The organism is Parapedobacter defluvii (assembly GCF_014642075.1).
Taxonomy (GTDB): Bacteria; Bacteroidota; Bacteroidia; order Sphingobacteriales; family Sphingobacteriaceae; genus Parapedobacter; species Parapedobacter defluvii.
The window spans coordinates 45477-62128 of the sequence record NZ_BMIK01000008.1 but is presented as its reverse complement, the minus strand read 5'-3'; the positions used below and the strand labels follow the sequence as shown (position 1 = coordinate 62128).

The window sequence follows — 16652 nt, the reverse complement described above, 5'->3', positions numbered from 1 at the left end:
AGAAAAACACACTAACCATTGAAACAAACAATCTTTATCGGTTGCTGTCTTGCGTTTGTGTTGGTCGCCTCAGCTCAACATCGGGTAGCCATTCCGCAGATCATTAATTATAACAGCGATCAGTATAAAGGTGGATTACAGAACTGGGATATTGCGCAAGATACCCAAGGTATCATGTACTTTGGCAATAACGAAGGCTTGCTGACATTCAACGGACGTTACTGGAATATTTATCCACTGCCTAATGCCACGGTAGTACGGTCTGTCGCCATTGCTCCGGATAATCGAATTTATGTGGGTGGACAAGATGAGGTAGGATACTTCAACGCAGACAGTGCAGGCATACTTCGTTACCATTCATTGGTCAACCTGATCCCCAAGCCGGAGCGCCAATTTGCCGACATTTGGGACATCGTGATCATGGGTTCTGACGTTTTTTTCAGAGCCAATTCCAAGCTATTGCATTACAAAGAGGACCGCATTACCGTAGACAAAGCAGCTAGCGAGTGGCAGTTCTTGGGTCAGGCGGCAGGCAAGCTGTATGCGCAGGCCCTGCATCAGGGAATCTTCCGGTTTGAAGATGGTTTTTGGAAACCGCTGACCACCGACACAGAAGTCAGCGACAACATCACGGCGATTATGCCCTACAGTGAAGACACCCTCTTGGTCTCCACCCTCAAACAGGGCTTATTCTATCTCGTGGGTAACGAGTTAATCCGCAAAAAAACCCCCTTAGATGATTTGTTTTCCGTAGACAGAATCTATTGCGGATTACCGGTCAATGAGAACTGGTTTGTTTTTGGCACAACCTCAGCGGGAGTACTTATCGTGGATCGCAACGATAAGCTCATTCAGCAATACGTATACGGAGAGGGCTTGCAAAAAAATAACGTCCGGAGTGTATTTATTGACCGAAACCGGAATCTGTGGCTGGCCTTGGATGACGGCATTGATTTCATTGCTGTGAACAGTGCAGTGAAGTACATCCATCCCAGCAAAAGCAGCCCGATCAGCAGCTATGCCATACGTCTCTTTGATCAGCATCTTTATATTGGCACATCCAATGGGTTATATGCTACCCCCATCGACTTGAAGCAAAAAGACGTTAGCCTTTCCAAAGCTGATTTTACTGAAATACCGCATACAGAAGGTCAGGTATGGAGCCTCAACGAAATTAATGGTCGCCTGTTAATGGGACACGAAGATGGGGGATTTGAAATTGCGGGCCAGTCTGCAAACAAAATCTACACCGTTCCCGGCACCTGGCTTTACCAGCCCATGTCGCGCGTGTTTCCATCTAAACATATCATCGCCGGCACATACCTGGGCTTACAACGTTTGGATTTTGACGGCGTCCGTTTTAACGATGTCACCCGCATCGAAAGCCCCTATGAATCTCTACGTTTCATCTACTATGATGATCATGCACAAGCCGTTTGGGCTTCACATCCTTACCGTGGGATTTTTAAATTCCATCTTTCAGATGATTACAATCGGGTAACTGAACAAAAGACCTATACGGTCGATAATGGACTCCCTTCTTCGCTGTATAACTACCTCTTTTTCATAAAAAACAAAATTACCGTAGCCACCAACGATGGTATTTACGAATACGACGAACACAAAGACCGTTTTGTACCTTCCCCGCTGTTTTATCCACGGTTCAAAGGGATGGAACTCCAATACCTCAATGAAGATCGAAATGGAAATGTATGGTTTATTACCCATAAAAAACTTGGTGTGGCCGATTTTTCCATTCCTAATGAGGATATCCCTTTTTCAGTTACCTATTTTCCCGAATTAAACGGTAAAGTGTTAGGTGGATTTGAATCCGTTTACGCCTTGAATGATGAAAATATTTTCATCGGTGCAAACAAAGGCGCAATCCATCTCAATTACAAAAGGTATAAAGAGACAATCAGCAAGCCCGATATACTATTGAATGTTATCAATGTAATCGACGGCGAAAAGAACGAACGGATATTGTTTGGGGGGCATCCCTCCGCCAAAATCGCATCACCCCATCTGGATTACCAATCTAATTCATTTCATTTCTCATTTTCAACTACCCTGTATGACCAACAGGATAATGTCGAATTCAGCTATTTATTGGAAGGGTTTGACCGGACCTGGTCCAGTTGGAACGACCGGAGTGAAAAGGAATACACAAACCTTCCGGCGGGCACCTATACCTTTAAAGTCAAATCAAGGAATAGCAATGGCAATGAATCTGCCGTGAAGGCCTATCGATTTACCATTGCACCACCCTGGTACAATAACGCCTTCAGTAATACCCTCTATGGGATATTGATTGGGGTTCTCATTTTTCTGCTATTTAAATGGCAAAAAAGAAAGCTTCAGCAAAAGCACGAACGTGAATTGTATTTAAATCAGTTGGAATTGGAGCGCAGCGAAAAGGAAGTGGTGCGACTAAAAAATGAAAAACTGGAAACGGAAATCATGTTTAAAAACAAAGAATTAGCCAACATGACCATGCATCTTGTCCAGCGTGGGGAGGTCTTGGCCAAAATAAAGGATACCATACTTAATGTAATTAAAAAGCATGAATTCGGCGATAGCAGCATCAATTTCAGGCAGCTGATCCGGCTGATCCGTAATGCCGAGCGGACCGATGAAGATTGGGAACAATTCAGTGTCCATTTCAACCATGTAAATGAAGGCTTTTTCACCAATCTCAAAGAACAATATCCCGATTTGACGCCTAATGAACTGAAATTATGTGCTTTTTTTAGAATGAACTTATCATCCAAAGAAATTGCTCAGCTGATGAACATCACGATCAAAGCCGTGGAAGTAGGACGATACCGGTTGAGAAAGAAACTCAAACTGGATCCGGAACAGAATTTGTATGAGTTTCTGTTACATGTTTCTGTAAGCAAACAACCCTAAATAGGTATTGCACTGTCCCAAAGCCAGTTGCAATAAGCCTGTAGGGGGATTGTAGGTATATTTATCCCTCAAAATCGTCAATTTCATAACTGTTGTAGGGGTATTGTAGAATGCCTTAAATACTCCGGTTTAAACCTTAACCTTAGATTTGCGTTAACCTTTTGCATCGAAGTGCAAAGGATTAAAACCAATTTGTTAACCATATTTAATAATTCGTCATTATGAAAAAAGGAGTTCTACATGCATTCATTATGTTGTGTATGTGCGTATCCCCATTTGCACTTGCCGCACAAACGCTGCATGTGACAGGTAAGGTGACGGCAGCGACCGATGGAAGACCATTGCCAGGTGTCACCGTTACCATACAGGGTACCGGTACTGCTGTTAGCACCGATGACTCGGGCTATTACACCATTGAGATACCCCAAGCCGAAGCAACACTGGTATTCCAGCAATTGGGGATGATGGCACAACACATCGAGGTCCGAACAAGCGGCGCGATCAACGTGTCGCTGGAAGAAGATCTCAGCACACTCGAAGAAGTGGTTGTAATAGGCTACGGAACACAAAAGAAAAGTGTAGTAACCGGAGCGATCACCAGCGTAAAATCCAGTGACATCGAAAATCAGGTGGTAGGTCGGTTAGAGACCGCACTCCAAGGCCGCACTTCGGGAGTAACAATCACATCCAACTCGGGCGCACCGGGTTCTCCCGCTTCGATACTGGTACGGGGCGTAACCACTATTAACAACAATACCCCCCTCTATGTCGTGGATGGGGTGGTCGTGGATGCAGGCGGGATCGATTACTTAAACGCATCCGACATCGAGTCCATCGAAGTATTAAAAGATGCGGCATCTGCAGCCATTTATGGAACCCGTGCGGCCACAGGTGTCATCTTGGTGACAACTAAAAAAGGACATGTGGGTGATATGCGGATCAATTATAACGGCTACTATGGCACACAGGCCCCCGCAAAAAAATTGGATTTGCTCAACGCTACCGAATATGCCACGATCCGGAATGAAGCTTCCCTAAACGACGGTGGTGGAATCATTTATCCTAACCCCGAATCATTGGGTGAGGGGACGGATTGGCAAAGCACCGTTTTTGAAAATAATGCGCCGATCCAAAACCATGAGCTGAGCATCAGCGGCGGAAGCGACCGTTCCACCTTCTATACATCGTTCGGATACTTCGGCCAAGACGGGGTTGTGACACCAGAAATTTCTAACTATAACCGATACAACATACGTTTCAATTCCGACCATAAAGTCAAAAAATGGCTTAGATTCGGACAAAACCTAGGGTACTCTTACATCAAAAGCCAGGGGGCACTTGCTACCAACAGCGAATTTGGCGGTCCGCTTAGCTCGGCTATCAATCTTGACCCACTGACCCCGGCAGTAATCACCGACCCCGATGTAGCCAATCAACCACCCTATAGTACCCAGCCTGTGGTGCGGGACGCTAATGGAAATCCATACGGAATATCCACCAATGTGGCACAGGAGATGACCAACCCGCTCGCATATGTTGATACCCGTCTGGGAAACTACGGATTCTCTCACAACATTGTCGGTAATGTATTTGGCGAAATAGAGCCCATCGAAGGCTTACGCATCCGGTCTACACTGGGTGCCAAACTGGCTTGGTGGGGATCTGAAAGTTTCAGCGGTATTTATTACCTCAGTGCCGTACAAAACCGGTCCACCACCGAATTTTATCGCGCCCGTGAACAAGGTTTCAACTGGAACATTGAAAATACGATCTCTTACAGCCGTAATATTGAAGGCCACAATTTTACCGTGCTTTTGGGTCAAGGCGCCTACCTGAACAACCTGTCTAGCGGTACTTTTATTACCTTTAATAATATTGCGGCAACTAATTTTGAAGAGGCCACATTTAATCTCAAGGTCCCTAGGGAAGACATTATAGCCGATGCGAGGGATGGTATTACTCACAATCTGTCTTCGCTTTTCGGACGCATAACTTATGATTATAAGGAGAGGTACCTGTTTACCGGTATCATCAGGCGCGATGGGTCTTCTAAATTCGGAGCGAACAAGAAATACGGGATTTTTCCATCCGCATCGGTGGGATGGGTACTCACCAACGAAGATTTCTGGACCCCGAATAATATCTTGAACAACCTCAAAATCCGGGCTTCCTATGGGGTCGTAGGAAATGACAATACCGCAGACTTCCGCTTTGTTCCAACCATCGGTATGGGCAATGATCGGAACTATTTTTTCGGTATTGACAACATGTATATCGGTGCCAGTCCCAACGCGCCGGCCAACCCTAGCCTGGCATGGGAAGAAACCAGCCAGTTAGACATCGGTTTTGATGCTTCTTTGTTCCGGGATTGGACCCTTTCATTCGACTGGTACCAAAAAGAAACGTCCGGCATTTTGCGCACGGTGACCATACCGGGATACACCGGATTAGCCGATCCCTGGTATAACCTAGCTGACCTTGAAGCGAAAGGTTTCGAAGTGGAGCTGGGATACCGGAAAGCTATCGGAGATTTCAATCTCGCGGTCAATGGCAACATTTCCCGTACTACGAATACGGTTAATTATTTAGGGTCAGATGTGGCATTCACCGAAGATGGAGCCGGAAGTATCCAAAACCTCGCCAACAATGCACAGCGCACTACCATCGGCCAACCCTATAATTCGTTCTATGGATACAAAATCTTAGGCGTGTTCCAGAACCAAGCGGAAATTGACAACTATACCGGTCCAGAAGGCAATCCCATCCAACCCAATGCGGTGCCGGGAGATTTTAAATGGGCCGATCTGGATGGCAACGGCAGCATCTCCACAGATGACCGTACATTTTTGGGCACTGCCATTCCTACCTTGACATATGGGATGACCATCAATGCATCCTATAAAGACTTCGACCTGATGATCTTCGGTCAAGGGTCTGCCGGAAACAAGATTTTTCAAGGGTTGAGGCGACTCGACATTACGAATGCCAATTGGCACAGTAAAATTCTCAATCGCTGGGTAGGTGAGGGAAGTACCAACGAACGCCCCCGGGCAACCCTTTCAGATCCCAACCAAAATTATTCAAAAGCTTCCGAATATTTCCTGGAAGATGGCGCCTACCTGCGCATCAAAACCCTGCAACTCGGATATACACTGCCCGTCACATGGGTCAGCAAAATCGGAATCAACAAAATCAGGGTATACGTAAGCAGCAACAACCTGCTCACGTTTACAAAATATACCGGGTATGATCCTGAAGTGGGTGGCGGCTCAGATACGTGGGGAATCGATGCCGGTGTGTATCCCCAAGCCCGCTCGTTTTTATTTGGCCTCAATTTGACATTATAATCATAAAACAGCATAATCATGAAACGAAATACCACTTATCTTACCCTCTCCATGATAGCCGCTGTGCTGATTGGGTTGGGTTCGTGTTCCGATGCATTTCTCGATCCGGATCCAAAAGGCACATTGATGGAAGAAACCTATTACAGTAATCCAGACGAAGCTTTGGCAGGCCTGGTTTCGGTGTATGATCCCATCGGTTGGCAAACAGCCGTATCGTACCTCAACTTTGGCGCGGTTAACAGTGCATCAGACGATCACGTAGCCGGTGGCGGTGGCCCCAATGACATGGAGACCTGGCAACGCTGGAGCAACTATACACTCAATGAGAGTCAGGGTCCGCAACAGGATTATTGGAACCGCAACTTCACGGGTGTATCCCGGGCCAATATTTTCATCCAGAAATTAGAAGCCGGCATTCCGGGGCTTAGCGAGGCAGTCACAGCGCGTTACCTTGCTGAGGCCAAATTTTTACGGGGCTATTTTTACTTCGACCTGGTGCGGCTATTCCGGAACATTCCTTTTTATTTGGAACCCTTAACCACGGACAACATGCGTGAGCAAGTCCAGGTGGATCCGACTGTCGTATATGCTCAGATCGAGCAAGATTTGAAAGATGCCTTAGCTGTATTACCCCCAACAGTGCCTGCTGCAACTGAAGGAGGACGGGCTACAAAGGGCATGGCACAGGCACTCTTAGGCAAAGTATACCTGTATCAAAAGAAATGGACAGATGCCGCCCGTGAACTCGCAGTTGTAAACGGAACGCCGGGTGGTACTAGTGAATATGGGTACCGCTTGTTGGAGAATTTTGAAGATGTCTTCCGCCCCGACAACAAATTTCACGCTGAATCCATTTTGGAAATTGTATGTTCGCAGGGTGGTGCCCGCACGTGGGATCATTGGGGGCAGTTCTACGGCAACGTAGCCACTACCATGTTTGGCCCAAGGGGATATAGCGGTCCCTATTATTATTCCGGCTGGAGCTTCTGCCCCATTACCCAGGAGTTGTATGATCTACTGCATTACGATCCGCGCTTCAAGGCAACCGTAGCAGATTTAGATAGCTTGGAAAAAAATGGGATTGCGCAATACGAAAAAGGATACATGAACACCGGATGGTTTATCCAAAAATACGCACCCTTGGTTGAATTTGCCGCCACATCTGGTGTGCGTGAACTGAATTACCCCCAGGATTACATCGAAATCCGTCTAGCCGATACTTACCTGATGGAAGCTGAGGCCCTCATTGAAGATGGGCAAGGCGGCGGACCCGGTACCCGCGCTTATCAATTACTTAATGCCGTAAGGGGCCGCGTGGGACTCAACCCGATAGAAGCCACATTGGACAATATTTTCCTCGAACGCCGGAAAGAGTTAGCCACCGAAGGCCATCGTTGGTACGACCTCGTTAGGTCAGGGAGAGCAGCAACCGCCCTGGCTTCCCGCGGGTTTGTCGCAGGCAAACACGAGGTACTGCCTATCCCGTATGCCGAATTGCTGAATACGCAATTGGTGCAACACGATGCGTATAAATAAGGGACACTATGAATAACAGACAATTAGTTATCATCAATTAGTTTGATATAAAAATGAACAGATATGCATTTACCTCCCCATTGAAAATGATCGTGGGCGGGCTTCTGATAACAATACTCCCTTTGCACGGTTGCAAGGAGGAAAAATACAGCTTGGGCAGCATCCCCGCTGCCGATTTTGAAATACAATCCGGGGATGACTCCAATACCATGGTGTTCGTCAATAGTACCCCTGGCACTTCAATTGCATATTGGGAAACCAGTACGGGTCAGAAATTTAAGGGAGACAATGTTTCGGCCAGATTTACGTTCGAAGGAGAATACGATGTGACATTGACAGCGGTCACTCCAGGCGGCATTGCCACCGTAACGAAGCAAGTAACGATCTCGCAAAGCGATCCTACTGCCTGCAATCCCGACCGCGCTCTTGGTTTTATCGCCGGATGTACCGAAAAAGTATGGCGATATAACCCGGAAGCCGGTGCATTTAAAGTAGGCGATCAAGGTCCTGATTCAGGCAATTGGTGGGCAAGCGGTACCGGCGAAGTCACGGGACGAGCCTGTGAATTCAACGATGAATTCACCTTTAAGTTTGATCCCGAAGGCACTTTTATCTACGACAACAAAGGCGATTTCTTTGCCGATGGATACCTTGGAAGTGCATCAACATCTTGTGAACCGGCTAGTAACCTGACCGGTAACCAAGCCGCATGGAATTCGGGTACGTTTAAATTTTCGGTCACCGAAGGTACCGGCATTAACGGGTTGGGTCAACTACGGCTGGATGGCCGCGGTGCCCATATCGGTGTAAAAAAAGCCCACAACGGTGGTGAAACGCCGGAAGGTCCCGCCGGGGAATCCGTCACCTATGATATCATCGCAATGGAACAAAATGTCAATGGAGAAGGATATGACATCCTGAAAATCGGCGTAAACATCGGCGGGGCCGGTTGGTGGACCTTTACCTTGCGATCCGACAACTGATAAATACATACCAATGAATTTTTATCACATGACAAGCTTTGTTTTATTCCCTTTTTTGCTCATCGCATGCAGCAAAGAACCGCGGGTACCGAATATTCCTGACCCCGAGCCGCCCAAGCCAAAGGAATATACCTTTACAGCTGCCCCGTCCTGGGCGGATGAATTCGACTATGACGGACTACCCGATGAAACAAAATGGGGATACGATATAGGGGCAGGTGGCTGGGGCAACAACGAGTTGCAGTATTATACAGAAAAACGATTGGAAAATGCGAAGGTGGGCGATGGTGTACTCACCCTTACCGCAATCCGCGAGGACTACGAGGAATCTGACTATACCTCGGCGCGGCTGGTGAGCCGTGGAAAAGCGGACTTCCGCTACGGCCGGTTCGAAGTCAGGGCCAAAGTACCCCCCGGCGTGGGGACGTGGCCAGCAGTATGGATGCTCCCTACCGATTGGGAATACGGAGGATGGCCGGCATCGGGCGAGATCGATATTCTCGAACACGTAGGATATGATCAGGACGTTGTGCACATCAGTGTGCATACCGAGGCATATAATCACGTCATAGGCACCCAAAAAACCGCAACCAAGCGAATCGAAAATGCGACGACTGACTTTCACCTGTACCGCGTGGATTGGACTCCTGCGTATATCCGCGGATATGTCGATGATGTGCAGATTTTCAGTTTTACCAATGAAGGTGGCGGATTCCGCGTTTGGCCATTCGACAAAGGCTTCCATTGGCTCATCAATATTGCTGTAGGTGGCAATTGGGGCGGACAGCAGGGAGTTGATGAGGCCGCTTTTCCAGCCAGTATGGAAGTAGACTATGTACGGGTTTATGACCTCGTTGAAAATTGACCGGCTCTCACGAATGATTGCAATCAAACATATCACTTGGATAGGGGCGCTGTGGGCAATACTCGGCTGCTTGCGCGCTGATCCACAGCCCCCCAATATTCCTCCGCCGGAGCCACCACCCCCGAAAGAACGTATTTCTCTTTCGTTTACTCAACTCAGCCGCCTCCGGGCCGAAGGAAACAAGGTGGTCAATACACAAAACGAAGAGGTGGTACTGCGTGCCGTCGGCTTGGGGTATTGGCTGCTCCAAGAAGGCTACATGCTCAATCCACACGATCAAAGCAAGGCTGCGACCCAATGGCAAATGAAGCGGAATTATTACAACCAAGGACTAACGGAGGAGCAGGTAGAGACTTTTTATCGGCAGTGGCGGGATAACTTCATTACAAAGAAAGACATTGACTACATTGCTTCACTAGGTTTCAACTCCGTACGATTGCCAATGCACTACGACTTATTTCTCACCCCGGAACAGCGTGCCCTAAGGCATTCGGTCATCCGCAACCCAGCGACCTTGGATACGTATACCCATGCATTGGCAGCATGGAATGATACGGGCGACCTGTTTACAAAAGACGATCTGGATGGTTTTATCCTCATTGATCGCTTGTTGGACTGGTGCGCAGCTAATAACCTTTATGTTGTGCTCGATCTACATGCTGCGCCCGGTGGTCAAGGCACCGATATCAATATCGCAGACATTTTTGAACCGAATTATTTATGGTTAGGCCGGGATACCCAAGGGCGTCCCGTTTACCAGGACGTTACGGTGGCACTATGGAAAGCCATATCCGCCCGTTATCGCGATGACGACCGCATTGCGTGGTACGACCTTATCAATGAGCCCAATAATGTACCTCAAAACGCATGGATACAGAGCATCCACGAACGCATCATCAATGTAATACGCGCCAGCGGGGATACCCACCTGATCATGGTAGAAGGAAATGGGTGGGGGAACAATTACAACGGCTTATTACCGGGCGATTTCACCGACGCCAGCAACCTCATCTACAGTGCCCATCGCTATTGGATACCCGAGGCAGATGACCTGCAGCAAGATCCCGACCCCAATCAAATCAACCGCATCCGCAATCTGGTGAATTTCAGAGATCGGCTGAATGTTCCGGTCTGGGTAGGCGAAACCGGAGAGAACACCAATGAATGGCTGCGCCAGAACATCCGGAAACTGGAAGATAATAACATAGGCTGGTGTCATTGGCCCCTCAAGAGACACGATACCAATCCAAATGCAGCACTAATGCGTATTCCGGGTAATTTCCCAACGGATGGAGCCGATGCGATGGATGTAGTGCTTGAGAGCATCCGATTTGAAAACTGCATTATTAATCCGGGTGCGGTCGCAGCAGTTGCCCCCATTCATTACTAAGTAAAACGACGACTTTTGAAAGATATACGATGAGAACATTCTTAGCCATACTATTTTTCGCGTTACTAGCCTCTGCCTGCCATCCTCCCCAAAGAAATTTTCTCAAAGCCCAAGGCCATCACATTGTCAACGGCCGGGGAGACACCGTCATCCTGCGTGGAATGGGCCTCGGCGGGTGGATGTTGCAGGAAGGTTATATGTTTAGACTGGGCTTCTTGGGTAGACAATACCGCATCCGCGCATGTATCGAAGATTTGGTCGGCGAAGAAAGGACGTCACAGTTTTATGAACAATGGCTGGCCAATCATACCCAAAAAGCAGATATCGACTCCATGGCAGCCTGGGGTTTCAACTCCATACGGCTTCCCATGCATTATAACTTATATACGCTTCCCGTGGAGGAGGAACCCGTGGCCGGCGAACATACATGGCTGGAAAAGGGATTTGCAATGACAGACAGCTTGCTTGAATGGTGCAAAGCGAACCGTATGTACCTCATCCTCGACCTCCATGCCGCCCCCGGAGGACAAGGTAATGATCTCAATATCTCCGACCGTAATCCCAACAACCCATCCTTTTGGGAAAGTGAGGCAAACCGAGTTAAAACCATCGCTCTATGGCGCAAATTAGCCGAGCGGTATGCGGAAGAAGAATGGATCGGTGGCTATGATGTACTCAATGAAACCAATTGGGGCTTCGAGGATTCGACCGATTTCAGAGGGATAGCCGAGCGAACCAATGCTCCCCTAAGGCAGTTTCTTGTGGAGGTGACCCGTACCATCCGCGAAGTAGACACCAACCACATCATCTTCCTGGAAGGAAACGGATTCGCAAACAACTACCATGGCATTTTTCCGAAGTGGGACGATAACCTTGTACTTAGTTTTCACAAATACGGCAATCCAAATGTACAGGAAGCCATCCAACAGTTTCTTGACCTTCGCGAAGAACATAACATACCATTGTGGCTGGGTGAATCGGGTGAAAACTCCAACACATGGTTTACCGAAGCCATTGAATTGTGTGAAACCAATGGCATCGGGTGGGCATGGTGGCAAAATAAGAAAATGGGTATCAACCAACCCTTAGAAATCAAGGAGCCGGAAGGATATGCACATCTGCTTAACTATTGGTCGGGCAAAAGCGAAAAACCTGCTCCAGAAGATGCACTTCGCATCCTGAACGAATGGTTGGAAAACCTCAAACTGAAAAACAACATCTTCCATCCTGACGTGGTTGATGCCATGTTCCGGCAGGTGCACGCCCGCAACGCCCTTCCTTTTGTAAAACATTCAATCCGCGCGGGGTCCGTAGTGAATGCCGTAGACTTCGATTTAGGTCGGCAACGGGTTGCCTATTACGACACCGATACAGCGAGCTATCATTATACACCCGGTATGAATACGCAGGGGAACCGTGGTCACAGTTACCGCAATGACGGGGTAGATATCCGGCCCGATTCGTCGGGCTATCATATTTTTGATATCAAGGACGGTGAATGGCTTCAATACACCCTGGAAATCGATGAAGACGGACTTCAGCGTCTACAGTTGGAGGTGTCTAACGAAACGGATCATGGCCGAATCCAATTGAATATCAATGGAACATTATTGGAACAACCCATTTCAGTTCCCGCAACGGAGGGCGGACAACATTGGACACTCATTCCCATAGAGATTCCTGAACTCGCCAAAGGAGATTGTGTAATACGCATATTAGCTGAGGTAGGAGGGTTCAACTTTAAATCCTTCCGGTTTGGACGCTAACTTTCCGACATACATTGTTAAAAAATGTAAAAGTTGTTAAAAACGTTAAATACCTACATATCTGCTGATTAGGCCCTTATTTTTGTTTCAGCTTAATCAGTAAACCATGAAAAATAATACGTTACTTGTGTGGCTGTTACTACTCCCTTCATTGGGTACAGCCCAACTTAACCAGCCGATTAATTATCTTACCACGACCCGTGAATATCATTCAGCTACTGTGGGCGATACATTTACCGTAGCGATGCAACTGCCGAAAGATTATTATTCAGACACCACTCAACGCTACCCAATAGTTTTGCTGGTTGATGGTGACTTCTATTTCCCTTCGATGGCTCCCTTGATAAGGCAGTATGAAATGACAGGATTACTGCCTCCTTTGATTTTGGTAGGCATTGGATATGGTGATTTTCAAAAAATGGATTCGCTTCGCGTACGGGACTTCCTTTACCCGAAACCATTGGAATCAGACGAAATAACGGCTCCCGGCGGTGGACTCAATTTTTACAGGTTCATAACCACAGAGTTATTGCCGCAGGTGGAAATGGAAATACGGGTAGATACCACGCAGCGTACGCTCTTGGGGCATTCGTTTGGTGGATACTTTGCACTAGCGGCCTTGCTGCAACAGGTAAAAGAGGATCAAAACATCTTTTCCAACATCGTTGCGGCGAGCCCCTCGCTGTGGTATCATGATTTTTACCTGGATCGGCTACCCGACGAACTGGCTCTTCACAAGCCCGATAGTCGCCTAAACATGGTTTTAACAGCAGGCAGTTTGGAAAATAGCGAATGGACCCTCAATCCCATTTATAAATTGACCGTTGCTTTTAAAAATCAAGACATCCAACATGTATATTTGAATGCTTTCATTTATAACTTTTTGGATCACATGGACACGGGCCAATTAAGCTTTATCAAGGGACTCCAAAGTTTTTTCAATCAGCCCCCTACTCAATAACCACGGCGGTGCCGCTGGCGGTGACCATAAGCATGCTGCCCCCGCTCCCCACGGTTTCGTAGTCAAGATCCACTCCCACTACCGCATTAGCCCCCATAGAAGCTGCATATTGCTGCATTTCATAAACAGCCGTCTCCTTGGCTTCCCGCAAGACTTTTTCATAGGATCCAGAACGACCACCGACGATATCTCGTATTCCAGCAAAGATATCCCGGAAGAAATTCGCTCCGATGATGGTTTCCCCACTCACTAAACCTATATATTTAGTGATTCTTTTCCCTTCTACCTGAGGTGTTGTTGTGATAAGCATGGCAATTGACTTTTACCATTTGGATGGTATTCAACCGGAAATGTTACATAAAAAGTAACTACAGGCTACGGCTAGGCGAATCGTATATTATCAAGGTCTCCACGCAAAACCGAAAAAGACACGCTTACGGCTTTGCGTGGAATCCCTGCTAGTGTTAATCGATCCGTTGGAAATTGCCATTCTTATCAAACTGCAATTCCATCCCATTGGATAACTTAACTTCCTGCCCACGGTCATCCAATTCCCAGTCTAATATGAAATAGTCGGAATAATTGGCGTTTACGTAAGTAAGTATGCTGGAGGGAATAACGCTATCCGGCAGCTTTTTTGAGCCTTCTACCCCCACGATATTTCCGTTTTTGTCAAAATCCAGATTATAACCTTCGCTCAGGTACACATCGTAGGATGTCTTCAGATCGTCACGCTCCTTTACCACTTGCAGAATCTCATGTTCCGGAAAATGTTGTGTAATATAGGTCTGGGCTTTGGAAGGAAGTCCGTCTGCGGAAACCACCTTTTCCTTATCACAAGCTGCAACCAATACCAATACTGCACTTAATAGAACCATCAGATAGTTTGTTTTTTTCATGATTATGTATTTTGTTATTCTTGAATTTTACACAAGACAACGTAAGAGCAATATACCCTTACTCATTCATAAAAAAAATCACCTAACCGTTAACTACTTTGTTAAGTATCGCTATATACAGATGGATTCCCTCGTCTATTTCATTCAGGTAAATAAATTCATCAGCCATGTGTGAACGGGCAGAGTCCCCCGGACCCAACTTGAGCGAAGGAATATCCAGTAGTGCCTGATCACTGGTGGTTGGCGATCCATAGGTAGTCCGCCCCAGCGCAAGGCCAGCCTGTACAATGGGATGATCTTTGGGTATCGAGGAGGGTTTAAGCCTCAACGAACGGGGCTTAACGTCACAGGTTACATGCCGCCGGATAATGTCAAGTACTTCTTCATTGCGATAGGCATCTGTTACCCGGATATCTACTACAAATTCACACGTAGCGGGTATAACATTGTGCTGTGACCCGGCATGGATAACAGTGACACTCATCTTGATCGGTCCGAACTCTTCCGATTCTCTAGGAAAACGATAGGTGATGAACCACTCAATATCTCTGAGCGCCTTATAAATGGCATTGTCGCCTTCTTCACGGGCTGCATGACCTGCTTGGCCATGGGCCACACAATCCAGCACCATCAGTCCACGTTCTGCAACGGCCAACTGCATCAGCGTCGGTTCGCCTACAATGGCAAAATCCAAGGAGCCTATATCGGGGACGATCAGTTCCAATCCATTGATACCGGATATTTCCTCCTCTGCCGTCGCCGCAATGCAAAGATTATACTTGAGTCCTTGCTGTGAATAAAAATATAAAAAAGCGGCAATCAATGACACCAAACATCCACCGGCATCGTTACTGCCCAATCCATACAAAATACCATCTTCTATGTCGGGTGAAAACGGATTACGTGTGTAGCCGGTGTTGGGTTTTACCGTGTCATGGTGCGAATTAAGCAAGATAGTCGGTTTAGCCGGATCAAAAAACTTGTTATAAGCCCAAACATTGTTCATCTTCCGATACGTGCGCACGCCCCGTTGCTGCAGAAACCGCTCAATCGTATCGCCTGTTTGGTTCTCTTCCCTGCTGAACGAAGGGATACGAATAAGATCCCTCAGGAGCGACGTACTATCCTGGACCAGTTTTTCAATCATTGTAGAGTCCTCCGGCTTTCAACGCCGACAATTTGATCCCCTTTATAAAAGCTGAACTGAACCCATTGTGTTCCATTTCATTCAATCCGGCTATCGTACAGCCCTTGGGTGAAGTAACCTTGTCGATTTCTCCTTCCGGATGGCTCTGCGTTTGCAATAATAAGTCTGCCGCACCCTTAGCGGTCTGAACCGCCATTTTTAATGCATCATGCGCATGAAATCCGATTTCTACGCCCCCTTGGGATGCGGCCCGGATCGCACGGAGGAAGAAGGCGATGCCACAGGCACATAGCGCCGTAGCGGACGTCATCAGATCTTCGTTAATGGTCACTACCGAACCGACCGTTTCAAATAGCTGGGTCACCCGTTCCAACTCTTCCTCCGAAGCATTATCAGACGCGATACAGGTCATCGACTGACCAATGGCAATGGCTGTATTGGGCATAGCACGGACAACCTGCACATTATTGCCTAACTTGTCGCGTACATCGGCGCAGGTAACCCCCGAAATTACCGACACTACAATGTGCTTTTCGGGCGATACAACAGGAGCAATTTCTTCCAACACTTTTTTCAATTGCTGTGGCAAAACAGCCAATACGATAACATTGGCGTCGTGGATGGCCACTTTGTTGTTATCACTCACCTTGAAGCCGTCCGCGGCCTCCTCGCTCAATGACTTGAGATTTCTCCGCGTCAAGGTGATATCTTGTGCTTGGCAATATGCTTTGTTAACCAACCCCCTGGCCAAGGAAAGGCCGATATTCCCACCTCCAATAATCGTTATCTTATTCATTTTCAGGTTATATTATCGTAAATTACAAGTTCCCCCTTATCCCCTACTCCTC

General features: G+C 47.3%; 12 protein-coding genes. 8 read left to right on the top strand and 4 right to left on the bottom strand.

Translation table 11 applies throughout. The features are described 5' to 3' along the window. Window positions 1–18 precede the first annotated feature (18 nt). From IEX60_RS12740 to IEX60_RS12705, 8 genes are all read left to right on the top strand, one after another. On the top strand, window positions 19–2910 hold the full coding sequence (locus tag IEX60_RS12740; RefSeq protein ID WP_188751223.1) for a triple tyrosine motif-containing protein: 2892 nt from the start codon (window positions 19–21) through the stop codon (window positions 2908–2910). Window positions 2911–3131: 221 nt separating this feature from the next. Beyond that, the gene (locus IEX60_RS12735) at window positions 3132–6257 is read left to right on the top strand and encodes a SusC/RagA family TonB-linked outer membrane protein (protein ID WP_188751221.1); all 3126 of its coding nucleotides are present in this window, start codon (window positions 3132–3134) and stop codon (window positions 6255–6257) included. Between the two features lie 18 nt (window positions 6258–6275). Next, a complete protein-coding gene (locus IEX60_RS12730) occupies window positions 6276–7793 on the top strand; it encodes a RagB/SusD family nutrient uptake outer membrane protein (RefSeq protein WP_188751219.1) in 1518 nt (505 codons plus the stop codon). 53 nt (window positions 7794–7846) lie between these two features. After that, window positions 7847–8776: a PKD domain-containing protein gene (locus IEX60_RS12725; protein WP_188751217.1), complete on the top strand. Its 930-nt coding sequence runs from the start codon at window positions 7847–7849 to the stop codon at window positions 8774–8776. Window positions 8777–8789: 13 nt separating this feature from the next. Continuing rightward, a complete protein-coding gene (locus IEX60_RS12720; RefSeq protein WP_188751215.1) occupies window positions 8790–9641 on the top strand; it encodes a glycoside hydrolase family 16 protein in 852 nt (283 codons plus the stop codon). Window positions 9642–9654: 13 nt separating this feature from the next. After that, a complete protein-coding gene (locus IEX60_RS12715) occupies window positions 9655–11031 on the top strand; it encodes a glycoside hydrolase family 5 protein (protein ID WP_188751213.1) in 1377 nt (458 codons plus the stop codon). A gap of 29 nt (window positions 11032–11060) precedes the next feature. Continuing rightward, window positions 11061–12797 carry a cellulase family glycosylhydrolase gene (locus IEX60_RS12710; protein WP_188751211.1) on the top strand — a complete coding sequence of 579 codons (1737 nt, stop codon included), beginning with the start codon at window positions 11061–11063 and terminating at the stop codon, window positions 12795–12797. A gap of 106 nt (window positions 12798–12903) precedes the next feature. Beyond that, window positions 12904–13758: an alpha/beta hydrolase gene (locus IEX60_RS12705; protein WP_188751209.1), complete on the top strand. Its 855-nt coding sequence runs from the start codon at window positions 12904–12906 to the stop codon at window positions 13756–13758. Here the strand turns inward: IEX60_RS12705 and IEX60_RS12700 are convergent. The 4 genes from IEX60_RS12700 to proC all read right to left on the bottom strand — a co-directional run bounded on the left by IEX60_RS12700 (window position 13748) and on the right by proC (window position 16600). After that, window positions 13748–14068, bottom strand: a complete 321-nt coding sequence (locus tag IEX60_RS12700) for a heavy metal-binding domain-containing protein (protein ID WP_188751207.1) — start codon at window positions 14066–14068, stop codon at window positions 13748–13750. The genes IEX60_RS12705 and IEX60_RS12700 overlap by 11 nt on opposite strands. 154 nt (window positions 14069–14222) lie before the next feature. Beyond that, complete coding sequence (locus tag IEX60_RS12695) at window positions 14223–14657, bottom strand: PepSY-like domain-containing protein (protein WP_188751205.1); 435 nt, start codon at window positions 14655–14657, stop codon at window positions 14223–14225. A gap of 82 nt (window positions 14658–14739) precedes the next feature. Then, window positions 14740–15804, bottom strand: a complete 1065-nt coding sequence (locus IEX60_RS12690) for a M20 family metallo-hydrolase (RefSeq protein ID WP_188751203.1) — start codon at window positions 15802–15804, stop codon at window positions 14740–14742. Further along, entirely contained in the window at window positions 15797–16600 is an 804-nt protein-coding gene (gene proC, locus IEX60_RS12685) for a pyrroline-5-carboxylate reductase (protein ID WP_188751201.1), read from the bottom strand. Before proC ends, IEX60_RS12690 begins: the two co-directional genes overlap by 8 nt. Window positions 16601–16652 lie beyond the last annotated feature (52 nt).